Annotated in this window: 18 protein-coding genes, 3 rRNA genes and 1 pseudogene; all 22 read left to right on the top strand. The window is 70.1% G+C overall.

Annotation, left to right across the window (positions count from 1 at the left end):
• Position 1: 1 nt before the first annotated feature.
• The 22 genes and pseudogenes from FA582_RS08800 (at position 2) to FA582_RS08695 (ending at position 24,838) form a co-directional block, all read left to right on the top strand.
• Positions 2 to 931 (top strand): phosphotransferase, encoded by a 930-nt coding sequence (locus FA582_RS08800; RefSeq protein ID WP_010148359.1) that lies wholly within the window; start codon positions 2 to 4, stop codon positions 929 to 931.
• A gap of 68 nt (positions 932 to 999) precedes the next feature.
• A complete protein-coding gene (locus tag FA582_RS08795) occupies positions 1,000 to 1,503 on the top strand; it encodes an arginine repressor (RefSeq protein ID WP_010148358.1) in 504 nt (167 codons plus the stop codon).
• A gap of 12 nt (positions 1,504 to 1,515) precedes the next feature.
• Positions 1,516 to 2,937 (top strand): argininosuccinate lyase, encoded by a 1,422-nt coding sequence (gene argH / locus FA582_RS08790; RefSeq protein ID WP_010148357.1) that lies wholly within the window; start codon positions 1,516 to 1,518, stop codon positions 2,935 to 2,937.
• Entirely contained in the window at positions 2,930 to 3,565 is a 636-nt protein-coding gene (locus tag FA582_RS08785; protein ID WP_010148356.1) for a DNA-3-methyladenine glycosylase, read from the top strand. The genes argH and FA582_RS08785 overlap by 8 nt, the downstream gene beginning before the upstream one ends.
• Before the next feature lie 46 nt (positions 3,566 to 3,611).
• Entirely contained in the window at positions 3,612 to 4,874 is a 1,263-nt protein-coding gene (gene tyrS / locus FA582_RS08780) for a tyrosine--tRNA ligase (RefSeq protein WP_010148354.1), read from the top strand.
• Between the two features lie 360 nt (positions 4,875 to 5,234).
• Positions 5,235 to 6,763 (top strand): 16S ribosomal RNA (locus FA582_RS08775).
• 480 nt (positions 6,764 to 7,243) lie between these two features.
• A 23S ribosomal RNA gene (locus FA582_RS08770) occupies positions 7,244 to 10,384 on the top strand.
• A 105-nt stretch (positions 10,385 to 10,489) separates the two neighbouring features.
• A 5S ribosomal RNA gene (rrf, locus tag FA582_RS08765) occupies positions 10,490 to 10,606 on the top strand.
• Together the 16S, 23S and 5S rRNA genes form the textbook arrangement of a ribosomal RNA operon.
• A 561-nt stretch (positions 10,607 to 11,167) precedes the next feature.
• A complete protein-coding gene (locus FA582_RS08760) occupies positions 11,168 to 11,974 on the top strand; it encodes a tetratricopeptide repeat protein (protein ID WP_010148634.1) in 807 nt (268 codons plus the stop codon).
• Entirely contained in the window at positions 11,971 to 12,801 is an 831-nt protein-coding gene (locus tag FA582_RS08755) for an HAD-IIA family hydrolase (protein WP_010148633.1), read from the top strand. The genes FA582_RS08760 and FA582_RS08755 overlap by 4 nt, the downstream gene beginning before the upstream one ends.
• Entirely contained in the window at positions 12,798 to 13,019 is a 222-nt protein-coding gene (locus tag FA582_RS08750; protein ID WP_029541506.1) for a hypothetical protein, read from the top strand. The genes FA582_RS08755 and FA582_RS08750 overlap by 4 nt, the downstream gene beginning before the upstream one ends.
• Positions 13,016 to 13,885, top strand: a complete 870-nt coding sequence (locus FA582_RS08745; RefSeq protein WP_010148631.1) for a TlyA family RNA methyltransferase — start codon at positions 13,016 to 13,018, stop codon at positions 13,883 to 13,885. Before FA582_RS08750 ends, FA582_RS08745 begins: the two co-directional genes overlap by 4 nt.
• Complete coding sequence (locus FA582_RS08740) at positions 13,882 to 14,811, top strand: NAD kinase (RefSeq protein WP_010148630.1); 930 nt, start codon at positions 13,882 to 13,884, stop codon at positions 14,809 to 14,811. The genes FA582_RS08745 and FA582_RS08740 overlap by 4 nt, the downstream gene beginning before the upstream one ends.
• The gene (recN, locus tag FA582_RS08735; RefSeq protein WP_147899790.1) at positions 14,808 to 16,601 is read left to right on the top strand and encodes a DNA repair protein RecN; all 1,794 of its coding nucleotides are present in this window, start codon (positions 14,808 to 14,810) and stop codon (positions 16,599 to 16,601) included. The genes FA582_RS08740 and recN overlap by 4 nt, the downstream gene beginning before the upstream one ends.
• The gene (steA, locus tag FA582_RS08730; protein WP_029541503.1) at positions 16,598 to 17,776 is read left to right on the top strand and encodes a putative cytokinetic ring protein SteA; all 1,179 of its coding nucleotides are present in this window, start codon (positions 16,598 to 16,600) and stop codon (positions 17,774 to 17,776) included. The genes recN and steA overlap by 4 nt, the downstream gene beginning before the upstream one ends.
• Positions 17,773 to 18,843 carry a copper transporter gene (locus FA582_RS08725; protein ID WP_010148627.1) on the top strand — a complete coding sequence of 357 codons (1,071 nt, stop codon included), beginning with the start codon at positions 17,773 to 17,775 and terminating at the stop codon, positions 18,841 to 18,843. Before steA ends, FA582_RS08725 begins: the two co-directional genes overlap by 4 nt.
• On the top strand, positions 18,840 to 19,637 hold the full coding sequence (locus tag FA582_RS08720) for a hypothetical protein (protein WP_010148625.1): 798 nt from the start codon (positions 18,840 to 18,842) through the stop codon (positions 19,635 to 19,637). Before FA582_RS08725 ends, FA582_RS08720 begins: the two co-directional genes overlap by 4 nt.
• Entirely contained in the window at positions 19,634 to 21,268 is a 1,635-nt protein-coding gene (gene murJ / locus FA582_RS08715; RefSeq protein WP_158640865.1) for a murein biosynthesis integral membrane protein MurJ, read from the top strand. The genes FA582_RS08720 and murJ overlap by 4 nt, the downstream gene beginning before the upstream one ends.
• Positions 21,258 to 21,548, top strand: a pseudogene (locus tag FA582_RS17710) (glycosyltransferase); the annotation flags it as partial. The gene murJ and the pseudogene FA582_RS17710, both read left to right, overlap by 11 nt.
• 44 nt (positions 21,549 to 21,592) lie before the next feature.
• Positions 21,593 to 22,468 (top strand): glycosyltransferase family 4 protein, encoded by an 876-nt coding sequence (locus FA582_RS08705; RefSeq protein WP_147899789.1) that lies wholly within the window; start codon positions 21,593 to 21,595, stop codon positions 22,466 to 22,468.
• Positions 22,469 to 22,538: 70 nt separating this feature from the next.
• On the top strand, positions 22,539 to 24,230 hold the full coding sequence (locus tag FA582_RS08700; RefSeq protein ID WP_010148622.1) for a CTP synthase: 1,692 nt from the start codon (positions 22,539 to 22,541) through the stop codon (positions 24,228 to 24,230).
• Complete coding sequence (locus FA582_RS08695) at positions 24,230 to 24,838, top strand: NUDIX domain-containing protein (RefSeq protein ID WP_010148621.1); 609 nt, start codon at positions 24,230 to 24,232, stop codon at positions 24,836 to 24,838. The genes FA582_RS08700 and FA582_RS08695 overlap by 1 nt, the downstream gene beginning before the upstream one ends.
• The last annotated feature ends 56 nt before the right edge of the window (positions 24,839 to 24,894 follow it).

Here is a 24,894-nt window from a genome sequence, read left to right as displayed (position 1 = left end):
CATGAGCGAGTTCGGCACCCGGGCCTCGTGGTGGGACCTTCCGCCGTCGGTGCACGCCTGGGCCGAGGACGCGCTGGGTGCGCCCGTGGTGGAGGCGGTCTCGCAGGCCGGCGGCTTCTCACCGGGCACGGCCGACCGGGTGGGCACGGCGGAGGGGCGCCGCGCCTTCGTCAAGGCGGTGAGCACCGCGCACAACCCGGACACCCCGGGCCTGCATCGCCGCGAGGTCGGCGTCCTGCGCAGCCTGGCCGAGGACGACCTCGACGTCGCACCCGCGCTGCTCGCCTCCTTTGACGACGGTGACTGGGTCGCGATCATGACCGAGGAGGTCTCGGGGCGGCACCCGCACCAGCCGTGGACCGACGCCGAGCTGGCGGCGACCCTGGAGGCGTTGACCGAGATCGCGGCCCATCGAGCACCTTCCTCCTGGCCCGACCTGGCCGAGGAGCTCACCGGTGAGTTCGGCTGTTGGGCCCGGCTGGGCGAGGACCCTCCCGTCGACCTCGACCCGTGGGCCGTGGAGCGCCTGGAGGAGCTGCACGACATCAGCGTCCGCACGGTGCGCCGGCTGTCGGGGGACGCGATCACCCACACTGACGTCCGCGCCGACAACCTCCTGGTCGAGCCGCGGGGGAGGGTCCGGGTCGTGGACTGGCCGTGGGCGAGTCGCGGGGCCGCCTGGTTCGACGCGAGTTCGCTGCTCGTCGACGTCTGGGCGGTGGGGGAGGTCGACCTGCGCCCGCATCTGCCGGCGATCGAGGCACTGGGCGCCAGCCGTGAGGACATCGCCGGTGTGGTGGTCGGGCTGGGTGGCTTCCTGCTCGATGCCGCACGACGCCCTCCCGCGCCCGGGCTGCCCACGCTGCGGGCCTTCCAGCGCTCGCGCGGTGACGCTGCCGTGCGCCTGCTGCAGCATCTCCGGGCCGACTGAGCCGTCACCCGGGCCACTGCATACTCATGCAGCCACCGGTATACTCGTGCATCGTGACGTCGATCCCCATGACCCGCGCTGCACGCCACCAGCGCATCACCGACCTGCTGGAGCGGCACGCCGTGGGGTCCCAGGGGCAGCTGCTGGACCTGCTCTCCGAGGACGGCATCTCGGTCACCCAGGCGACGCTGTCGCGTGACCTCGTCGAGCTGGACGCCGTCAAGGTGCGTCGCGGACGACAGCTGGTGTATGCCGTGCCCGGCGAGGGCGGCGACCACACCCCGCGCCCGGCGCAGGACCAGGTCGAGGTGAGCCACCGGCTGGCGCGTCTGTGCCAGGAGCTGCTCGTGAGCGCGCGATCCGTCGGCAACCAGGTGGTGCTGCGCACGCCGCCCGGGGCGGCGCAGTTCCTCGCGTCGGCGATCGACCGCAGCGACGCCGAGGACATCCTCGGCACGATCGCCGGCGACGACACCATCCTCGTCATCACCACCGATCCCGCCGGTGGCCCGGACACGGCCCAGCGCCTGCTCTCGCTGGCGGCCGAGCCCGAGTCGCGCGACGGCGCCTGACACACTGGTGTCATGACCGTCAGCCTGTGGGGAGGCCGCTTCACCGGCGGCCCCAGTGATGCCTTGGCCGCTCTGAGCAAGAGCACGCACTTCGACTGGCGCCTCGCGCCCTACGACCTCGCCGGGTCCCGGGCGCACGCGCGGGTGCTGCACCGGGCGGGCCTGCTCTCCGAGGCCGACCTCGGCGCGATGCTCTCGGGGCTGCGGCAGCTCCGCTCCGATCTCGAGTCCGGCGACTTCGTGGCCCTCGAGGACGACGAGGACGTGCACACCGCCCTCGAGCGCGGGCTCATCGAGCGGGCCGGTCCCGAGGTCGGTGGACGCCTGCGGGCCGGTCGCTCGCGCAACGACCAGGTCGCGGCGCAGTTCCGGATGTACCTCCGCGACCAGGCCCGACTCCTCGGGGCCAAGGTGCTCGACGTCGTGCAGGCTCTCGTCGACCAGGCGGCGGCCCACCCCGAGGTCGCGATGCCCGGTCGCACCCACCTGCAGCACGCCCAGCCGGTCCTGCTCGCCCACCACCTCCAGGCGCACGCCTGGGCGCTGCTGCGTGACGTGGAGCGACTGGTGGACTGGGACGCCCGCGCGGCGGTCTCGCCCTACGGCTCCGGCGCGCTCGCCGGGTCCTCGCTCGGCCTGGACCCCGAGTCGGTGGCGCACGACCTCGGTATGCCGCGGGCCGTCGACAACTCCATCGACGGCACGGCCTCGCGCGACTTCGCGGCCGAGTTCGCCTTCGTCACGGCGATGACGGCGGTGAACCTCTCGCGCATCGCCGAGGAGGTCATCCTGTGGGCGACCGCGGAGTTCGGCTTCGTCACCCTCGACGACGCCTTCTCCACGGGGTCGAGCATCATGCCGCAGAAGAAGAACCCGGACGTCGCCGAGCTGGCGCGGGGCAAGGCCGGGCGGCTCATCGGCGACCTCGCAGGACTCCTGGCGACCCTCAAGGGGTTGCCGCTGGCCTACAACCGCGACCTGCAGGAGGACAAGGAGCCGGTCTTCGACGCGGTGGACACCCTCGAGGTCCTGCTCCCGGCCGTGAGCGGGATGGTCGCCACGCTGACCTTCCACCCCGAGCGGCTGGAGGAGCTGGCACCGCGCGGTTTCTCCCTCGCGACCGATGTCGCCGAGTGGCTGGTGCGGGAGGGCGTGGCGTTCCGGGTGGCGCACGAGGTCGCCGGAGCCTGCGTCCGGCACTGCGAGGAGCGGGGGATCGGCCTGGAGGACCTCTCCGACGAGGACCTCACCTCGATCAGCGAGCACCTGCACCCAGGTGTGCGCTCGGTCCTCACCGTCCCCGGCTCGCTCGCCTCGCGCAACGCTCACGGCGGGACCGCACCGGTGCGCGTGACCGAGCAGCGCGCGCACCTGCTCAAGCAGCTCGCGCGGCTGCGGCACTGGGTGCAGGAGATGCCCGTCATCCGTGACTGAGCAGCTCGACCGCGCGTTCTTCGCCAGGCCCGTGCTCGAGGTCGCACCGGCACTGCTCGGCATGGTGGTGGAGCACGGTGGGGTGGCGATCCGGCTCACCGAGGTCGAGGCGTATGCCGGGTCCGAGGACCCGGGGTCCCACGCCTTCCGCGGGCCGACGCCGCGCAACCAGGTGATGTTCGGTCCTGCGGGCCACCTCTACTGCTACTTCTCCTACGGCATGCACTGGGCCACCAATGTCGTGACCGGCCAGGAGGGTTCGGCCTGTGCCGTGCTGCTGCGCGGTGGAGAGGTGGTGCGGGGAGTGGAACTGGCCCGTGAGCGTCGTCAACGCGGTCGCCGGACGCCGGTCACCGCACGCGATCTGGCGCGGGGGCCGGGCAACCTCGCGCGGGCTCTGGAGCTGGGGCAGGAACAGTACGGCTCCGACGTATGTGCGGTGGACGCGGCGGTCCGCTTCGTCCGCCCGCAGTCCCACGAGACGCCGGGTGGTCGGCGGAGGCAGGGACCGCGCGTGGGGGTGAGCGGCGACGGGGGATCGGCCGAGGCCTTCCCCTGGAGGTTCTGGCTCGAGGACGAGCCGAGCGTGTCGGCCTACCGACCGGCGACCCGTAGGCTGAGCAGGTGATGAGGTCGGCCGCCGTCGACCACGACCGAGACGAAGGAGCCGTACGGTGAGCAACATCCTCGACGAGCTGCAGTGGCGAGGCCTGGTGGCGCAGTCCACCGACGAGGCCGCGCTGCGCGACGCACTCGACGACGGGCCCCTCACCGTCTACTGCGGCTTCGACCCGACAGCGCCGTCGCTGCACTTCGGCAATCTGGTCCAGCTCATCGTGCTGCGCCACCTGCAACGCGCCGGGCACCGGGTCATCTGTCTGGTCGGCGGATCCACGGGTCTCATCGGCGATCCCAAGGCCACCGCGGAACGGGTGCTCAAGACCAAGGACGAGGCCGCGTCCAACGTCGCCAAGATCCAGGAGCTGGTGCAGCCCTTCCTCGACTTCGACGGCGACAACGCCGCCATCATGGTCAACAACCTGGACTGGACCGCGCCGATGAGCGCTCTGGACTTCCTGCGCGACGTCGGGCAGCACTTCCGGGTCAACCAGATGATCCGCAAGGACGCCATCGCGGCGAGGCTGGAGAGTCAGGAGGGCATCTCCTACACCGAGTTCAGCTACCAGCTGCTCCAGGGGCTGGACTACCTGCACCTGTTCAGGGAGTACGGCTGCACCCTCCAGACGGGGGGCCAGGACCAGTGGGGCAACCTCACCGCCGGGGTCGACCTGATCCACCGGGTCGAGGGGGCCTCGGTCCAGGTCCTCACGACCCCGCTCATCACCGACGAGAACGGCATGAAGTACGGCAAGTCGGAGGGCAACGCGGTCTGGCTCTCGCCGGAGATGACCAGCCCCTACGCCTTCTACCAGTACTGGATCAATGTCGCGGACTCCGAGACGGGCAAGCTGCTACGGGTGTTCACCGACCGGAGTGCGGCGGACATCGCCGCGCTGGAGGAGTCCGCGCGGGACCGCCCGCACCTGAGAGAGGCGCAGAAGGCCCTGGCCGCGGACGTGACGACCCTTGTCCACGGCGCCGAGGCCACCGCCCAGGTGGAGGCGGCCAGCCAGGTGCTCTTCGGCAAGGCTGACCCGGGCGCGCTCGAGGCCGGCACGCTGCGCGACGCCACGGCAGAGCTACCCGGCGGCCAGGTCGGCACCGGGACGACCCTCGTGGAGGCCCTTGTCGCCACCGGGCTGGCCGAGAGCCGCGGCTCGGCGCGGCGTCTCATCGGCGACGGGGGAGTGAGCCTCAACAACATCAAGGTCGACGATGTCGAGGCCGTCCTGGGTGACGAGGACTTCCTGCACGGACAGGTGGCCCTCCTCAAGCGCGGCCGCAAGAGCCTGGCCGCGGCGCGCAAGGGCCTCTGACCAGCGGATTTGTCGATCCCCCCGACTGTCACCTAAAGTTTCATCTCGCCGCACCGACAGGGAGGCACGGACACCGAGAGGTGGCCGGTCCCGGGTCTGGCAGTACGCATCTCGGCCCCGAGCATCGCCCGGAGGCGGATTTGACTCCCAGAAGTCGGGGTGCGTAACCTTGAAGGAAGAAAGCCCCGGACATCACGGCGCGAAAGCGTACGGATCATGGTGTGTGTCCGATTCTTGAGAACTCAACAGCGTGTTTGTTTTTTGATGCCATGTTTTGTTTGCCATGGCTGGTGCCCGCCCCCCGGGTGCTGGTTGTGGTTTTTGTTGGGATCGTTATCTGTTCGGTAATGGTTTTGTTTTTTATCGGAGAGTTTGATCCTGGCTCAGGACGAACGCTGGCGGCGTGCTTAACACATGCAAGTCGAACGATGAAGCGGTGCTTGCACCGTGGATTAGTGGCGAACGGGTGAGTAACACGTGAGTAACCTGCCTTCCACTCTGGGATAAGCGCTGGAAACGGCGTCTAATACTGGATATGACATTGCCTCGCATGGGGTGGTGTGGAAAGATTTTTTGGTGGTAGATGGACTCGCGGCCTATCAGCTTGTTGGTGGGGTAATGGCCTACCAAGGCGACGACGGGTAGCCGGCCTGAGAGGGTGACCGGCCACACTGGGACTGAGACACGGCCCAGACTCCTACGGGAGGCAGCAGTGGGGAATATTGCACAATGGGCGAAAGCCTGATGCAGCGACGCCGCGTGAGGGATGACGGCCTTCGGGTTGTAAACCTCTTTCAGCTCTGACGAAGCTTTTTGTGACGGTAGGAGCAGAAGAAGCACCGGCTAACTACGTGCCAGCAGCCGCGGTAATACGTAGGGTGCGAGCGTTGTCCGGAATTATTGGGCGTAAAGAGCTTGTAGGCGGCTTGTCGCGTCTGCTGTGAAAGCCCGGGGCTTAACTCCGGGTCTGCAGTGGGTACGGGCAGGCTAGAGTGTGGTAGGGGAGACTGGAATTCCTGGTGTAGCGGTGGAATGCGCAGATATCAGGAGGAACACCGATGGCGAAGGCAGGTCTCTGGGCCATTACTGACGCTGAGAAGCGAAAGCGTGGGGAGCGAACAGGATTAGATACCCTGGTAGTCCACGCCGTAAACGTTGGGCGCTAGGTGTGGGTCCCATTCCACGGGGTCCGTGCCGCAGCTAACGCATTAAGCGCCCCGCCTGGGGAGTACGGCCGCAAGGCTAAAACTCAAAGGAATTGACGGGGGCCCGCACAAGCGGCGGAGCATGCGGATTAATTCGATGCAACGCGAAGAACCTTACCAAGGCTTGACATACACCGGACGACTGCAGAGATGTGGTTTCCCTTTGGGCTGGTGTACAGGTGGTGCATGGTTGTCGTCAGCTCGTGTCGTGAGATGTTGGGTTAAGTCCCGCAACGAGCGCAACCCTCGTTCCATGTTGCCAGCAGCACCTTTGGGTGGCTGGGGACTCATGGGAGACTGCCGGGGTCAACTCGGAGGAAGGTGGGGATGACGTCAAATCATCATGCCCCTTACGTCTTGGGCTTCACGCATGCTACAATGGCCGGTACAAAGGGCTGCGATCCCGTGAGGGGGAGCGAATCCCAGAAAGCCGGTCTCAGTTCGGATTGGGGTCTGCAACTCGACCCCATGAAGTCGGAGTCGCTAGTAATCGCAGATCAGCAACGCTGCGGTGAATACGTTCCCGGGCCTTGTACACACCGCCCGTCAAGTCACGAAAGTCGGTAACACCCGAAGCCGGTGGCCCAACCCTTGTGGAGGGAGCTGTCGAAGGTGGGACTGGTGATTGGGACTAAGTCGTAACAAGGTAGCCGTACCGGAAGGTGCGGCTGGATCACCTCCTTTCTAAGGAGCACTTCGTGTGAAGTTAGTGCCTCGTGGTGCACCCGTTCGTGGTGCCCGGGGTTGCTCTGGGTGGAACATCGAAGGACTGTCGCCCCTGCTGGTGGGTGTCATCGTTGGTGAGTACGGCTCGCGCTTCCCTTTGGGGGGTGTGGGTGTGGAAAGTCTGGTGGTGGCTGCTGGTGGGTGGTGCAAACACGCTGTTGGGTCCTGAGGGATCGGATCCTGTGCTCTTCTGGGTGCGCGCGCTTGGCCACGGTTGTGGTGGGTGTGTGGCCTGGTGGGGTGTGGGGTGTGGTGCTTCTGGTGGCTGGGATCACGTGGTTGGGGTTATACCCGCGGCTGGGTCCTTGGTGTCTGCTCCCTGTGTGGGGGTGGGTGACCGAGGGTTTGGGTGTGTGTGGTGGCTTTGGTCTGGTGGTGGCTGGTTGTTGGTTGAGAACTGTACAGTGGACGCGAGCATCTGTATCTTTGTGGCTTTTTTGTTAAGTTTTTAAGAGCGCACGGTGGATGCCTTGGCACGAGGAACCGAAGAAGGACGTAGGAATCTGCGATAAGCCTCGGGGAGTCGATAACCAGACTGTGATCCGAGGGTGTCCGAATGGGGAAACCCGGCCAGCTTCATCGCTGGTCACCCGCACCTGAATATATAGGGTGTGTGGAGGGAACGTGGGGAAGTGAAACATCTCAGTACCCACAGGAAGAGAAAACAACATGTGATTCCGTGAGTAGTGGCGAGCGAAAGCGGATGAGGCTAAACCGTAGTTGTGTGATACCTGGTAGGGGTTGCAGCTGCGGGGGTTGTGGGAGTGGTGCGTACTGGGTCTACCAGCCTGGTGCACAGTAAGAAATCGCGTGGTTGTAGGTGAAGGGTCTGGAAAGGCCTGGCGTAGACGGTGAGACCCCGGTAGCCGAAACATCCGTGACTGTGTGTGCCGCCTCCCGAGTAGTACGGGGCCCGAGAAATCCCGTACGAATCTGGCAGGACCACCTGCTAAGCCTAAATATTCCCTCGTGACCGATAGCGGACAAGTACCGTGAGGGAAAGGTGAAAAGTACCCCGGGAGGGGAGTGAAATAGTTCCTGAAACCGTGCGCTTACAATCCGTCGGAGCTGGCCTGCGGGCTGGTGACGGCGTGCCTTTTGAAGAATGAGCCTGCGAGTTAGTGCTCAGTGGCGAGGTTAACCCGTGTGGGGAAGCCGTAGCGAAAGCGAGTCCGAATAGGGCGTTTGAGTCGCTGGGTCTAGACCCGAAGCGGAGTGATCTACCCATGGCCAGGGTGAAGCGCGGGTAAGACCGCGTGGAGGCCCGAACCCACTTAGGTTGAAAACTGAGGGGATGAGCTGTGGGTAGGGGTGAAAGGCCAATCAAACTCCGTGATAGCTGGTTCTCCCCGAAATGCATTTAGGTGCAGCGTCATGTGTTTCTTGCCGGAGGTAGAGCTACTGGATGGCTGATGGGCCTTACCGGGTTACTGACGTCAGCCAAACTCCGAATGCCGGTAAGTGAGAGCATGGCAGTGAGACTGCGGGGGATAAGCTTCGTAGTCGAGAGGGAAACAGCCCAGATCACCAGCTAAGGTCCCTAAGCGTGTGCTAAGTGGGAAAGGATGTGGAGTTGCGAAGACAACCAGGAGGTTGGCTTAGAAGCAGCCACCCTTGAAAGAGTGCGTAATAGCTCACTGGTCAAGTGATTCCGCGCCGACAATGTAGCGGGGCTCAAGCACACCACCGAAGCTGTGGCATCAGCACTTTGCTCAGCCCTCTCCCCTTTGCGGGGGTGGGTTCAGGCGTGTTGATGGGTAGGGGAGCGTCGTGCCGGGAGTGAAGCATCCGAGTGATCGAGGTGTGGATCCGGCACGAGTGAGAATGCAGGCATGAGTAGCGAATGAAGAGTGAGAAACTCTTCCGCCGAATCACCAAGGGTTCCAGGGTCAAGCTAATCTGCCCTGGGTAAGTCGGGACCTAAGGCGAGGCCGACAGGCGTAGTCGATGGACATCCGGTTGATATTCCGGAACCGGCGAAGAACCGACCCATACCGAATCCGGGGATGCTAAGCGCCTGAAGCCACCCATTGCTGCACGCCCTTGTGGTGTGTGGTCGGGTGGTGGAACGCGTGACCCGAGCTGGTAGTAGGTAAGCGATGGAAGGACGCAGGAAGGTAGCCTCCGCGTGGCGATGGTAGTCCACGTCGAAGAGCGCAGGGCCGGGGAGTGGTAAATCCGCCCCATCAGTGCCCGAGGCTTGATCGTGACCGCGTATGCGGGAAGCAGGGTGATCCTATGCTGCCAAGAAAAGTTCCTAGCGAGGTTCGAGCCGCCCGTACCCCAAACCGACTCAGGTGGTGAGGTAGAGAATACCGAGGCGATCGAGTGAATCGTGGTTAAGGAATTCGGCAAAATGCCCCCGTAACTTCGGGAGAAGGGGGGCCGGACGCGTGAAACCCCTTGCGGGTTAGCGTTGAAGGCCGCAGAGACCAGGGAGAAGCGACTGTTTACTAAAAACACAGGTCCGTGCGAAGTCGCAAGACGATGTATACGGACTGACGCCTGCCCGGTGCTGGAACGTTAAGGGGACGGGTCAACCCACGTGTGGGTGAAGCTCTGAACTTAAGCGCCAGTAAACGGCGGTGGTAACTATAACCATCCTAAGGTAGCGAAATTCCTTGTCGGGTAAGTTCCGACCTGCACGAATGGCGTAACGACTTCTCCACTGTCTCAACCGCGAACTCGGCGAAATTGCATTACGAGTAAAGATGCTCGTTACGCGCAGCAGGACGGAAAGACCCCGGGACCTTTACTATAGCTTGGTATTGGTGTTCGGTACGGCTTGTGTAGGATAGGTGGGAGACTATGAAGCGGCCACGCCAGTGGTTGTGGAGTCAACGTTGAAATACCACTCTGGTCGTTCTGGATATCTAACCTCGGTCCGTGATCCGGATCAGGGACAGTGCCTGGTGGGTAGTTTAACTGGGGCGGTTGCCTCCTAAAGAGTAACGGAGGCGCCCAAAGGTTCCCTCAGCCTGGTTGGCAATCAGGTGTCGAGTGTAAGTGCACAAGGGAGCTTGACTGTGAGACAGACATGTCGAGCAGAGACGAAAGTCGGGACTAGTGACCCGACGGTGGCTTGTGGAAGCGCCGTCGCTCAACGGATAAAAGGTACCCCGGGGATAACAGGCTGATCCTGCCCAAGAGCTCATATCGACGGCATGGTTTGGCACCTCGATGTCGGCTCGTCGCATCCTGGGGCTGGAGTCGGTCCCAAGGGTTGGGCTGTTCGCCCATTAAAGCGGTACGCGAGCTGGGTTTAGAACGTCGTGAGACAGTTCGGTCCCTATCCGCTGCGCGCGTAGGAAACTTGAGGAGAGCTGTCCCTAGTACGAGAGGACCGGGATGGACGAACCACTGGTGTGTCAGTTGTCCTGCCAAGGGCACCGCTGATTAGCTACGTTCGGACGTGATAACCGCTGAAAGCATCTAAGCGGGAAGCACACTTCAAGATGAGGTTTCCATCACCCCTAGGGTGGAGAGGCTCCCAGCTAGACTACTGGGTTGATAGGCCGGACGTGGAAGCACAGCAATGTGCGTAGCTGACCGGTACTAATAAGCCGATAACTTAACAAAACCAACAAAGTCTCAAAGCTCTTACAGACATCATGCTCGCGTCCACTGCACGGTTCCCGACCCACAACCAACCCAGCAACAACGGTTGGACAAGGTCGAACATGTTACGGCGGTCATAGCGTCAGGGAAACGCCCGGTCACATTCCGAACCCGGAAGCTAAGCCTGACAGCGCCGATGGTACTGCACTGGGAACGGTGTGGGAGAGTAGGACACCGCCGGACCACCCTTACGAAAGGGCCCGCCCACCAGGGCGGGCCCTTTCGCTATGCCTGGCGTCCTCGGTGTGCCGGGCCTGACACAATGGCCGCCACGCCAGACGTGGAGTGCGCGATCGAGAGGAACATCCCGTGGACCAGGACCGACCTGTTTCGTCGCCCCAGGGTGGGGCGGAGGAGGGACGCCGTGCCGAGGTTTGGCGCGATGCCCCGCGTCGTGACGGGGAGCGCCCCCGTCGGGACGAGCGCGGGGACCGTCGGCCGGTGCGGGACGGTGACCGGGATCGCCCGCGACGGGACGAGCGCGGGGACCGTCGGCCGGTGCGCGACGGTGACCGGGATCGCCCGCGACGGGACGAGCGCGGAGATCGGCGGCCTGATCGTGACTCGGATCGGCGTCCTGGTCGTGACCGCGACAGCCGCCCGACGCGAGACGGGGATCGGGAGCGTGGGCGTCGGGGAGAGCGACGTGGACGTGATGTCGGCGGGTCCGATGGCCGGTGGGGAGATCGCGGAGGCCCGGGCTCAGACCGTGAAGGCCGTCCGGACGTGCGCCGCCCGCCGAGTGTGCCCGAGCCGCCCCTTCCCGAGGATGCCGACGCCGGCGGTCTCGACCGCTCCCTGCGCAGTGAGCTGCGCACCCTGAGCAAGGAGAACGCCGAAGGGGTCGGTGGTCACCTGGTGATGGTCGGTCGGCTCCTGGATGCCGAGCTCTTCGACCAGGCCCTGGCGCACGCGGAGGCCGCCGCCCGTCGGGCGGGCCGGGTCGCAGGCGTGCGGGAGGCGCTGGGTGTCGTCTACTACCGGCGCGGTGAGTGGGCCAAGGCACTGGCCGAGTTCAGGACCGCGCGTCGGCTCAGCGGCTCCCATCACCTGCTGCCGCTCATGGCCGACGTCGAGCGAGGTCTGGGTCGCCCCGAGCGTGCCATCGAGCTGGCGGCGACGCCGGAGGCCCGGCAGCTTGCCGCCCCCGAGCAGGTCGAGCTGGCCATCGTCGTCTCCGGGGCCCGCGGAGACCTGGGCCAGCACGCGGCCGCGGTGCAGCACCTCGAGCACCTGGCCCGTGGCACCACGGCCCGCCACCCGTGGGCGGCACGGGTCCGCTACGCCTATGCCGCGGCCCTGGAGGGCGCGGGCCGCGAGGACGAGGCGATGGAGTGGTATGCCCGCGCGGCCGAGGTCGACGAGCGCGGCGAGACCGATGCGGCGCAGCGGCTGGGCTCCGCCGACGACGCGTGGGTCGTGGATCTCGGTGACGACGAGGAGCCCGAGGACGACGCGCCGAGCCGTGGTCGGCCGACGGATCAGTCCGACCGGCGGCCGGAGGGTCGCCGTCGCGAGGATGGTGAGGGTCGCTCCGGAGGTCCGGCGTGATCTCGGCGCTGCTCTGCGACCTCGACGGGGTCGTCTACCGGGGACAGGAGGCCTGCCCGGGCGCGGTCGAGGGCCTGCAGCAGGCCCGGGCTGCGGGCCTGCAGATCCTCTTCATGACCAACAACGCCTCCCGGACCCCGGCTGCGGTCGCGCAGCACCTCCGCGACCTCGGGGTGCAGGCCGACGTCGAGGAGGTCCTCACCGCGTCCCAGGTCGCGGCCGAGGTGCTCGGCGAGCGTCGTCCGGACCTCCTGCGCGGGGCGCCGGTGCTCGCCGTCGGCGGCGAGGGGGTCGCGGACGCCCTGACCGCGTCGGGCTTCCACGTGGTGACGCCGGTGCAGGCGGGCGACGAGGGGGAGCGAGGGGTGCCACCCCAGATCGCGGCCGTGGTGCAGGGCTACGGGCCGCAGCTGACCGTGGCCGACCTGACGGAGGCCGCCTACGCCATCAGGGAGGGCGCGCTGTGGGTCGCCACCAACGACGACGCCACCCTGCCGACGGCGCGGGGGCTGGCGCCGGGCAACGGATCGCTGGTGGCAGCGGTCGCCCACGCCACCGGCGCAGCGCCCCTGGTGGTCGGCAAGCCCCACGAGCCGGCCTACACCGTGGCGCTGCGGCGGCTCGGCCTGCCTCGTGAGCAGTCCCTCATGGTGGGGGACCGGCTGGAGACCGACATCGCCGGAGCGCGCGCAGCCGGGGTGCCGAGTGCCCTCGTCCTCACCGGGGTGTCCGACCGAGCCGACGTCGACGCAGCCTCCGACGCGCAGCGTCCCGACCACGTCGCCGAGACGATCCTGGACCTCGCCCACCTGTGGAGCACGTCATGACCGAGCACCCGCACACCGAGTCCTCCTCCGCACCGCGCACCGGCGACGAGGAGGTGGACGCCACGCTGCGGGCGCTCGACGAGGCACTCACTGACGAGGACCCGGCGGCCGCAGCGGCCGCGCTCTCCGAGGCGCACCGCTCGCTCCAGTCGAGGCTGACCACACCGGCCACCTCGGACGAGCCGGGCTCGCCGGGCGCCCGACCGCGACCCCGGTGACACCCCGGCTCGACCAGGCCCTCGTCGCCCGCGGTCTCGCGACGAGCCGCACCCAGGCGCAGCTGCTCATCCGTGACGGTCTCGTGCGGGTGGACGGACAGGTCGTGCGACGACCCGCTCAGCGTATCGAGGATCCCACCGTCCTCACGCTGGACGGTTCTGGCGAGGGGACGGAGTCGGCATGGGTCCTGCGGGGCTGGGTCGGTCGAGGCGCGGTCAAGCTCGCCCACGCGCTCGAGACCTGGCCCCAGGTCGCCGACCGGGTCGGGGACTCACGCGCGCTGGACGTCGGTGCCTCGACGGGGGGCTTCACCCAGGTCCTCCTCGAGCACGGCGCGCGAGAGGTGCTCGCCCTCGATGTCGGTCACGGACAGCTGGCGCCGGTGCTGGGGGAGGACCCGCGCGTGCAGGACCGGTCGGGCCTGTCGGTCCGCGACGCGACGCCCGAGGCCCTCGGTGGTCGGTTCGACCTGGCGGTCGGGGACCTGTCGTTCATCTCGTTGTCCGTCGTGCTGCCCCACTTGTCGCAGCTGACGTGTCCTGGCGCCGACCTGGTGCTGCTCGTCAAGCCGCAGTTCGAGGTCGGCGCAGCGGCACTGGGCCGCACGGGGGTCGTGCGGTCCGTCCGCCAGCGCGCCGACGTCCTGCTCGACCTGGACGAGGTCGCGCGCGCCCACGGGATGTGCCCGCAGGACCTGGTGCGCTCGCCGGTGCGGGGCGGCACGGGCAACGTGGAGTACCTCTGGTGGCTCCGGCGGTGCGCCCACCCGGGAGCCTGCCCGGACCCGGAGGGCATGATGGGCTGTGGTCCAGGGCCGACCGACATGGCGTCCCTGCTGAGGGCACGAGCACAGGAGGACGGATGAGCCGGCGCATCATGCTCGTCACCCACCCGACGCGCTCCGACGTGCCGAGGCTGGCGAGGGTGTTCGCCGAGCGTCTGGGACGGCACGGCATCGAGGTCGAGGTCGTGCCCGAGGCGGACCCGACCCACCAGGTCGTCACCGACGACGAGGTCGTGGCCATCAAGAGCCCGGTGCCCGCGCACGTCGACGCCACCGGGTGCGAGCTGGTCGTCGTCTTCGGCGGCGACGGCACGATCCTGCGCGGCGCCGAGATCGCCCGACCCGCGGGAACCCCGCTGCTGGGCGTCAACCTCGGGCGCGTCGGGTTCCTCGCCGAGGCCGAGAAGGACGACATCGACGCCATCGTCACCAGGATCGTCGACGGCGACTACCACGTCGAGCGACGGATGACCCTGGAGGTCGACGTCGTCCACGACGGGCGCGTCGTGTGCCACAACTGGGCCCTCAACGAGGCCAGCGTGGAGAAGTCCGCGCGTGAGCGCATGCTCGAGCTGGCGGTCGAGGTCGACGGGCGACCACTGTCGACCTGGGGGTGCGACGGAGTCGTGATGGCCACCCCCACCGGCTCCACGGCCTACGCCTTCTCCGGCGGCGGCCCGATCGTCTGGCCCGATGTCGAGGCCCTCCTCGTCGTGCCGATCTCCGCGCACGCGCTCTTCGCCCGACCCGTGGTCCTGGGCCCGGACGCCCACCTGGCCGTCGAGGTGGTCCCGCACAGCCACGTCACCGGCGTCATGTGGTGCGACGGCCGACGCACGGTCGAGCTGCCTCCCGGTGCCCGCATCGAGGTGCGGCGGTCGGCGACCCCCGTCCTCCTGGCCCGCCTCGGCACGGCACCCTTCACCGACCGCCTCGTCGCCAAGTTCGCGCTCCCCGTCTCGGGCTGGCGTGGCCCGGCCGGCGGCGCGCCGGAGGACCCGACGTGACGCTGCGTCGGATCCGGCTGCAGCAGCTGGGCGTCATCGAGGAGGCCGAGCTCGACCTGGCCCCCGGTCTCAACGTCATCACGGGTGAGACCGGGGCCGGCAAGACCATGGTCGTCAGCGGCCTCGGGCTGCTGCTGGGCGAGCGGGCCGACGCCGGTCTGGTGCGCGCCGGGGCGGACCGTGCGGTGGTCGAGGGAGAGGTGGACGTGCCCGCCGACCACCCGGCCGCCCGACGCGTCGAGGAGGCAGGTGGCGACGCCGAGGACGGGCTGATCCTCGTCCGCACCGTGGCCGCCGAGGGTCGCTCGCGCGCGAGCGTCGGCGGCCGCAGCGCGCCGGTCTCGGTGCTGGCCGAGGTCGGGGAGCACCTCGTCGCGGTCCATGGTCAGGCCGACCAGTGGCGGCTGCGGGACGCCGAGCAGCACCGGATCCTCCTGGACACCGCTGGGGGAGCGGCCCTGGAGACCGCGCTCCAGGAGTATGCCGGCGCCTGGGAGGCCTGGCAGCGGGCCAGGGCCCGGTCCATCGAGCTGACCCGGAGCGCCACGGACCGGTCGCTGCGGGTGGGAGCCCTGCGCACCGCCCTGGAGGAGATCGAGCGGGTCGATCCGTCGTCGGGGGAGGAGGACTCCCTGCGCTCCGAGGCGGACCGGCTGACGTATGCCGAGGAGCTGCGCCTCGCAGCCCAGGGGGCTCACGAGGCGCTCGTGGGTGCGGACCCGGCCAGCGGGGCCGCGGAGGGTCCCTCGGTGGGCAGCCTGCTCGGCTCGGCGGCGGCAGCGCTCGCCTCGGCGGCCGACCACGACGAGGAGCTGGCCCGGCTGCTGACCCGGCTGCAGGAGCTGGCCTATCTCGCCGCTGACCTCGGCCCCGACCTCGCGGCCTACGCCGCGGCGGTGGAGGTCGACCCCCAACGGCTCGATGCCGTGCACGCGCGACGCGCGGAGCTCACGACCCTGCTGCGTCGCTACGGCTCCACCACGGACCCCGTCCTCGAGTTCGCCCGGGACGCCGCCGCCGAGCTCGACGCCATCGACGTCTCCGACGAGGACCTCTCTGCGTTGGCGCAGGAGGTGGCGCGCCTCCGCCGTGAGGTGGGGCGCATCGGCGCGGAGCTGACGCGGCTGCGACGGGACACCGCAGGCAGGATCGGTGTGCAGGTCACCGAGGAGCTCGCCCACCTGGCCATGGGGTCGGCCACCGTGAGCATCGACGTGGCCCACCGTCGCGTGGAGCGGACGACCGAGGGCGACGGCACGGACCCCGAGGGGGAGGCCGGTGGCAGCGTCGTCGAGCTCGCCGACGGGACGACGGTGCGGGCCACGAGCTCGGGCCTCGACACCGTGGAGATCCGGCTGGCCGCGAACCCGGGCGCACCCGCGCGCTCGGTCACGAAGGCGGCCTCGGGCGGTGAGCTGTCCCGGGTCATGCTGGCGCTGGAGCTGGTGTGCGGCGAGGGGACGGTGCCGACCTACGTCTTCGACGAGGTCGACGCCGGCGTCGGCGGCGCCGCGGCCCTGGACCTCGGGGCGCGGCTGGCGCGTCTCGCGGCCTCCTCCCAGGTCATCGTGGTCACCCACCTCGGCCAGGTCGCCGCCCACGCCGACCGCCACCTCGTCGTGCGCAAGAGCACCGACGGGCAGGTGACGAGCAGCGGGGTGAGCGTCGTCGAGGGGGCCGCGCGCGAGGCCGAGCTCGCCCGCATGCTGGGTGGCGTCGCCGACTCCGACGCCGCCCTCGAGCACGCCCGGGAGCTGCTCTCCCGCCGTGCGACCATTGACGCCGGATGAGCAAGAGGCGCCGAGGAACCCCCGACCCCGCCGTGCCCGTGGCGGGCCCGGTGCGCGTCGACGTGCGCACCAAGCGGCTGACGGCCCGCCTCCAGCCGGGGGACGTGGCGGTGATCGACCACGCCGACCTGGACCAGGTGAGCGCCAACGCCCTCGTCGCCTGCGCCCCGGCCGCGGTCGTCAACGCCGCGCGGTCGACGACAGGCGCCTACCCCAACATGGGCCCGCAGATCCTCATGGATGCCGGCATACCCCTGCTGGACGCCGCAGGCCCGGAGGTGATGTCGCTGCCCGAGGGCGCCCACGCGACGGTGACCGGTGAGCAGCTGCGCGTCGACGGGGTCGTCGTGGCGGAGGCGACGTGGGTGACGCCGGCCATGGTGCAGGAGCAGCAGGAGCACGCCCGGGGCAACCTCTCGGAGCAGATCGAGGCGTTCTCGCACAACACGATGGAGTATGTCCGAGCCGAGCGCGAGCTGCTGCTGGACGGCATCGGCGTTCCCGAGTTGCGCACCAGCTTCACGGGTCGCTACGCCCTGGTGGTCGTGCGCGGCTACCACTACAAGGAGGACCTGCAGACCCTGCGTCCCTTCCTGCGCGAGGCGCGGCCGGTCCTCATCGGGGTGGACGGGGGCGCCGATGCCCTGCTGGAGATGGGGCATACCCCCGACATGGTCGTGGGTGACATGGACTCCGTGTCGGACGCCGCCCTGACCTGCGGGGCCGAGCTCGTCGTCCACGCCTACCGCGACGGCCGCGCCCCGGGGCTGGAGCGCGTGGAGGCCCTCGGGGTGACCGACGCGGTGGTGCTGCCGGCGCCGGGGACCAGCGAGGACATCGCGATGCTGCTCGCCGACGAGCTGGGCGCCGAGCTCATCGTCGCCGTCGGCACCCACGCCACCCTCGTGGAGTTCCTCGACAAGGGCCGGCAGGGGATGGCCAGCACCTTCCTCACCCGGCTCCGGGTGGGGAGCAAGCTGGTCGACGCCAAGGGCGTGAGCCTGCTCTACCGCTCGCGGATCCCCACCGTCTCGCTCGTGTGGCTGCTGCTGGCCGGGCTCCTGGCGCTGCTCGTGGCGCTGGCGGTGACCCCCGGCGGTCGGGCCCTCCTCGGGGTGCTGGCCGTACGATGGGATGACGTCTGGGCTTGGATCGAGGGGCTGTTCTCATCGTGATCGACTTCCGCTACCACCTGGTGTCGCTGGTCGCGGTCTTCATCGCCCTGGCGATCGGGATCGTGCTGGGTGCGGGGCCGCTGCGCGAGGGGATCTCGGAGACCCTCGACGAGGAGGTCGGCCAGCTGCGCACCGAGCGCACCGAGCTGCGCCGGGAGCTGGAGGTGCAGTCCCAGCAGGCCGCGGCCAAGGACGAGGCCGTCGACCTGCTCAGCCCGCGCGGGGTAGCGGGAACCCTCAACGGCACGCGGGTGACGATGGTCGTCCTGCCCGGCGCGGACCGCAACGACGTCGCGCTGCTCGAGGACCGGCTGAGCGAGGCCGGGGGAGTCCTCGCGCTCCAGGTGGAGGTCGATGAGTCCTTCGACGCCGCCGAGATCGACGACGGGATCCTTGAAGGACTGGCCGGCACCCTGGAGGTTCCCGACGTGGCCGAGGGCGAGGGTGCTTCTCTCGGAGCCGTGCTGGCCGCGACGGTCGCGGGAGCCGACCGCGACGGCGAGGTGGGGGCGTGGCTCGCTGCGGGCGAGCGCCTCGAGGACGAGGGGATCGTGGACCTGCGGTGGCAGGAGGACCAGGCCCAGGTGACCGATCGCCGTGCCCCGGAGGCCCTGCTCGTGGTCGGTAGCGGGGTGCCGGCGGACGGCCTCGAGGCGGGGGAGGAGCAGGCCGAGCAGACCCGGCTGCAGACCCGGTTGGACCTCGTCCGGGCCCTGGACGCGCTCGGGCTGCCCCTGGTCGTCGCCGCGGCCGGCACCGAGTCCCAGGCCCTGGCCGACGGCGGCGGCGAGGACGGACTGGTCCAGACGATCCGGCGCGAGGGCGACCTGCGCGGTGCGGTCTCGACAGTCGACGACCTCGAGAGCGCGAGCGGCCGCGCCGCGGCGGTGCTCGGACTGGCCTGGGAGCTGCAGGAGGAGACGGGGCACTACGGGCTGGGGGAGCAGGCGGAGGCTCCCGTCCCCGCCCCGCCACCGCTGAGGTTGAGCTCGACCCGCAGCAGCGGCCTGGAGCCGCCCGCGACCGAACCGGTGCCCGACGACGCCGCGGCGACCACGGACCCGTGAGCCGGACCCTCCCGACCGGTGGTCTCCTCATCACCGGCGCCGGGACCCTCGCCGCCGCGGTGACCCGGATGGACCGGTATGGCGTGCTGCCCGGCGGCGGACGCCGCTGGGTCCGGCGCAACCACCGGGGCGACGACGTCACCCTCGTCGAAGGGGTGGCGCTGGCCGTCGGCACGGCCACCCCGCTCGCCCTCGCGGACCCTCCGGCGGCGCTCGCGGTGCTGCTGGCCGGCGGAGCCGGTGCGGTGGACGACCTGGGAGGAGACACGGGGGTCAAGGGGTTGCGCGGACACCTGGGGGCGCTGCGGAGCGGCCGGGTCACGACGGGGACGCTCAAGATCGTCGCGCTGAGCGCCGCCGGGGCCGCGAGTGCCTGGGCGATCGACCGCGACAGGGGGCGGGGCCGGCATACCCTCGCCGCCGCCGGGATCGTCGCCGGCGCGGCGAACCTCGCCAACCTGCTCGACCTGCGCCCGGGGCGCGCCCTCAAGGTCGGGCTGGCCGTGGGGGTGCCGCTCTCGGTGCGCCAGCCCGCGGCAGCGGCGTGCGTCGGGGCCGGTCTCGCCGTGCTGCGCGACGACCTCCGGGGTACGAGCATGCTCGGTGACACCGGGGCCAACGCCCTCGGGGCGGCGCTGGGCGTCGCGGCGGCGCGCGAACTGTCAGCCGGGGGCCGCTGGCGCTGCCTCGGTGTGCTCGCGGGCCTCACGATCCTCAGCGAGCGGGTGAGCTTCTCCCGGGTCATCGACGCCACTCCCGTGCTGCGCGAGCTGGACCGGTGGGGTCGACGGTGAGCAGCCCCGCGTCGGGGCCGAGCCCGCGCGTCCTCACCCAGGGTCTGCTCGCCGCGGCGGGCATCGTCGCGGTGACCACCCTGCTCGCGCGGGTGGCCGGCATCGCGCGGTGGCTGGCCTTCTCCGAGGCGGTCGGCGCGACGTGCGTCGGGCAGGTCTACGTCACCGTCAACCAGGTCCCCAACGTCCTGTTCGAGATCGCCGCGGGAGGCGCCCTCGCGGCCGTCGCCGTCCCCCTCGTCGCACGGCACCTGCAGGACGGCGACGAGGACCTCGCCGACCGGACCGCCTCCGCGCTCCTGGGCTGGACGCTCGTGGTTCTGCTGCCGCTGGCCCTGCTCGCCGCCCTCCTGGCCGGACCCCTCACGGGCGCCCTGCTCGGCTCGGCCGGCACCGGGGGCTGCGACCCCGCGGAGGCGGGGCGGACGGGGCGGCTCATGCTCCTGCTGTTCGCTCCGCAGATCGCGCTCTACGGCGTCGGGATCGTGCTCACCGGCGTGCTGCAGGCCCACCGCCGGTTCCTCGCCGCCGCGGCTGCCCCGCTGCTCTCCAGCATCGTCGTCATCGCCGTCTACCTCGCCTTCGGAGCGAGCGTGGACCCGACCGTGCCGCTGGCGCAGATCCCCGACCGTGCGATCGTGCTGCTGGCGGGCGGCACGACGCTCGGCGTCGTCGCGCTGAGCCTGCCCCTGCTCCTGCCCACCCGGCGGGCCGGCGTGCGATGGAGGCCCACACTGCGGTTCCCACCGGGCTCGGGCCGGACGGCCGGCGCCCTGGCCCTGGCGGGGCTGGTGACGGTCGGGGCGCAGCAGCTGTTCACCGTGGTCGTCATCGTCGTCGCCAACGGCACCGGGGTCGCGGCCATCACCGTGTGGACCTACGCCCAGACGGTCTACCTCCTGCCCTACGCCGTGCTGGTCGTGCCCCTGGCCACCGCGGCCTTTCCCCGCCTCGTGGGCGACGTCGAGCGCACGGAGCCGGTGCTGCGCCGCACGGCGATGGCGGTGACGGTCGCCGCGGTCGCCGGAGCCGCCTCGCTCGTCGCCGCACGCGAGGAGGTGGGTGCGGCCTTCCTCGCGCTCGACGCGGGTGCCGGTGGCGTGGGCCAGGAGGCCTTGGAATCCCTGCCCGACGCGCTGGCCGCCCTGGCTCCTGGTCTGGTGGGCTTCGGTCTCGTCGCGCTCCTGACCCGCGCGCTGTACGTCGTCGGTCGACCGCGCGCCGCGGCGGCGGGGGCCGCGGCGGGCTGGCTGCTGGCTGCGGCCGTGGCCCTGGCGGGCGCCGGGCCCGCGGCGCAGGCCGGTGTCGCCGGTGTCCTCGTCCTGCTCGCCGCGGCGTCCTCGCTCGGCATGGTGGTCTCGGCGGTGGTCCTCGCCTGGTCGGTCCACCGGGCGTGGGGGTCCACGAGCCTGACCGGGGTGCCCCGCGCCCTCGTGGTCGCGTCGGCCGGTGCGGTGCTCGGCGTGCTGCTGGCGGCGCTGCTGCCCGGCGCGCCCACCTCGATGGCCGGTGCGGTGGCCCTCGGCCTGCTGCGGGGTGTCGTCGCGCTGGGTGTCGTGGTGTCCACGGTGCTGCTGCTCCACCGCGTGGCGATGGCCCCGGTCCTGGAACGGCTGAGGAGTGACCGATGAGGGGGTGGCCCGGGTGCGCGTCCTGCTCGTGACCGGGGTCGTCGGCGGCGGCGTGGGCCGCCACGTCCGCGAGCTGGCCCACGACCTGGTCGCCGCGGGGCACGACGTCGTGCTGGCCGCCCCACGGGCCGTGGTCGTGGGGTTCGACCTCCCCGCGACCGGGGCCACGGTGCGCGAGGTGGAGGTCGGGGTGGCCGGGCCACGGGCTCTGGCGCGTGCCCAGATCCGGCTCGGTGCGCTGGCGCGGGGCGCCGACGTCGTGCACGCGCACGGCATGCGCGCCGGGCGGCCGCAGCTCTCGCCGTCGGGCGGTCAGGTCACCGGGTGGGTGCCCCGTCGCGGCGCCGGGGGTCGACGCCGCTCGTCGTCACGAGCCACAACGGCCCGCCCGAGGGGCGCGCCGCGGCCTGGACGTATGCCGCGCTCGAGGTCGTGGTCTATCGGCGCGCCGATCTCGTGCTGGGGGTGTCCGCCGACCTCGTGGAGCGGGCCCGGGCCCGGGGCGCCCGCGGCGCGGGCCTGGCGGTCGTGCCGTCCGCGGGCGCAGTGCCGGCGACCGACGCCGAGCGGCAGGCGGCCCGTCAGGACCTGCGCACCGAGCTCGGGGTGCCGCCCTCCGCCGCAGTGGTCCTCACCGCCGGCCGCCTCGCGGCGCAGAAGCGGGTCGACCGCCTCATCGAGGCCCACCGGACGCTGGTCAACGACCCGCGCCTGGCCGCGCCGCCGGTTCTCGTCGTCGTCGGGGACGGACCGCTCGGGGCCGCCCTGCGGGAGCAGGCGGGGCGGGGAGGGGGAGGAGTGCACTTCCTCGGTCGCCGGGCCGACGTCCCACGGCTGCTCGCCGGCGCCGACGTGGTCGTCTCCTGCGCCGTGTGGGAGGGGCAGCCGCTGGTCCTGCAGGAGGCGCTCGCCGCCGGGGCGCCGATCGTCGCCACCGACGTCGGCGGCACGGCAGCCCTGCTGGAGGGTGCGGGGGTGCTCGTCACCGGTGGCGGGTGCGCTGGTCGCACGACGCAGCCCGACCCGGTCGTCGCCGCCCTCGTGGGTGCCATTGGCGACCTGCTCACCGATCCCGACGCCCGCGACGCGCTGTCCGACCGGGCCCGCGCCCGGGCCGCGCGGCTGCCGACCGGACGCGATGCGCTCGAGGCGGCGCTGACGGCATACCGCAGCGTCCTCGGGCGTTCGGCGACGCCCTGACGGCGCCTGCGCCACGCCGCGCGACCACCCCTGTGGTCGGCGCCGAGCGGGTCACGTAGACTGCAAGCCCGTGGCGGAGACGACGAAGCACATCTTTGTGACCGGAGGCGTCGCCTCCTCGCTCGGGAAGGGACTGACGGCCTCGAGCCTGGGGTTCCTGCTCCGCAGTCGGGGGTTGCGGGTGACGATGCAGAAGCTCGATCCCTACATCAATGTGGATCCGGGCACGATGAACCCCTTCCAGCACGGTGAGGTGTTCGTCACCGAGGACGGCGCCGAGTGCGACCTGGACATCGGGCACTACGAGCGCTTCCTCAACACCGACCTGTGGGGCCGCTCCAACGTCACCACCGGGCAGATCTACAACGACGTCATCGCCAAGGAGCGCCGCGGCGACTACCTCGGCGACACCGTCCAGGTCATCCCGCACATCACCAACGAGATCAAGGCGCGCATGCGCGCGGCGGCCGAGCTGCCCGAGGGCGAGCGCCCGGACATCATCATCACCGAGGTCGGCGGCACCGTCGGCGACATCGAGTCGTTGCCCTTCCTCGAGGCCGCGCGCCAGGTCAGGCACGACATCGGGCGCACCAACTCCTTCTTCTTGCACGTCTCGCTGGTGCCCTACCTCGCGCCCAGCGGGGAGCTCAAGACCAAGCCGACGCAGCACTCGGTCGCCGCGCTGCGGCAGGTCGGCATCACCCCGGACGCGCTGGTCCTGCGGGCCGACCGGGAGATCCCCGAGGGCATCAAGCGCAAGATCTCGATGATGTGCGACGTCGACTCCGACGCGGTCGCGGCCGCCGTCGACGCCCCGTCGATCTACGACATCCCCAAGGTGCTGCACACCGAGATGCTCGACGCGTATGTCGTGCGCCACCTCGGGCTGCCGTTCCGGGACGTCGACTGGTCGGCCTGGGACGCCCTGCTCGAGCGGGTCCACGAGCCCGAGCACCGGGTGGAGATCGCCCTGGTGGGCAAGTACGTCGACCTCCCGGACGCCTACCTGTCGGTCACCGAGGCGATGCGCGCGGGCGGCTTCCGGCACGACGCCAAGGTCGACATCCGGTGGGTGGCCTCCGATGAGTGCCGCACCGAGGCCGGTGCGGCCAAGGCCCTGGGTGGCGTCGACGCCATCCTCGTGCCGGGCGGGTTCGGGGTCCGCGGCATCGAGGGCAAGATCGGGGCGCTGCGCTGGGCCCGGGAACGCCAGGTGCCGACGCTCGGGATCTGCCTGGGGCTTCAGGCGATGGTCATCGAGCACGCCCGTCACGTCGCCGGTATCGAGGCCGCCAGTTCGACCGAGTTCGACCCGGGCACGCCTGCCCCCGTCATCGCCACCATGGAGGAGCAGAAGTCCTTTGTCGAGGGTGCGGGCGACCTCGGCGGCACGATGCGGCTGGGCTCCTACCCGGCGGTGCTCACCGAGGGGTCGGTCGTGGCGGAGGCCTATGCCGCCACGGAGGTGACCGAGCGGCACCGGCACCGCTACGAGGTCAACAACGGCTTCCGCGACCAGCTCACCGCAGCCGGCCTCGTCGTCAGCGGCCAGTCTCCGGACGGCGGCCTCGTGGAGTTCGTCGAGCTGCCGCGCGAGGTCCACCCCTACTACGTCTCCACGCAGGCGCACCCCGAGTTCAAGTCGCGCCCGGACCACGCGCACCCGCTCTTCGCCGGCCTCGTCGCGGCCGCCCTCGACGCCCAGCGCAGCCAGCGCCTGGTCGAGGTCGAGCGCCAGCACCAGCACGAGCTGCCGGACTGATGACGCTCTCCGCGCCTCGCCTGCCCCTCGCCGAGCTCATCGATCTGCCCGGCTCCCGGCCGGTGCGTCGTTCCGAGGTGGCGTTGGAGGGTGCCGTCTGGAACGTCCACCGCGACGAGGTCGAGCTGGACGACGGCCCGGCGGTGCGGGAGTACGTCCGTCACACCGGTGCCGTGGCCGTGCTCGCGGTGCGCGAGGACCGCGGTGAGCCGGAGATCTTCGTCATCCGGCAGTACCGCCACCCCATCGCGACGCAGGACTGGGAGATCCCCGCGGGCCTGCTCGACGTCGAGGGCGAGGCGCCCGTGGACGCCGCGCGGCGCGAGCTGGCCGAGGAGGCCGACCTGCACGCCGACCACTGGGAGCCGCTGGTGAGCTTCACCCCCTCTCCGGGAGGGCTCTCGGAGACGATCCACACCTTCGTCGCCACCGGGCTCACCGACGTGCCCGCGGAGCAGCGGCACGCCCGGGAGGGCGAGGAGGCGGGTATGCCGTCCGGCTGGGTCAGCCTCGCCGACGCCGTGGCCGCGGTGCTGGGTGGTCAGGTGCATAACGGGCCGCTCATGCTGTCCGTGCTGGCGCTGGCGACCCGTCGAGGGGATCGCTGACCTGACGTCGGGATCACGTGTGCGTGGTCCACTGCCTGGTCGCCGTAGGATGGGGG

Origin of the sequence: Serinicoccus profundi (genome assembly GCF_008001015.1) — a bacterium.
Lineage (GTDB): Bacteria > Actinomycetota > Actinomycetes > Actinomycetales > Dermatophilaceae > Ornithinicoccus > Ornithinicoccus profundi.
Note: the sequence above shows the minus strand (reverse complement) of the source record. Positions and strands in the feature narration are given on the sequence as shown.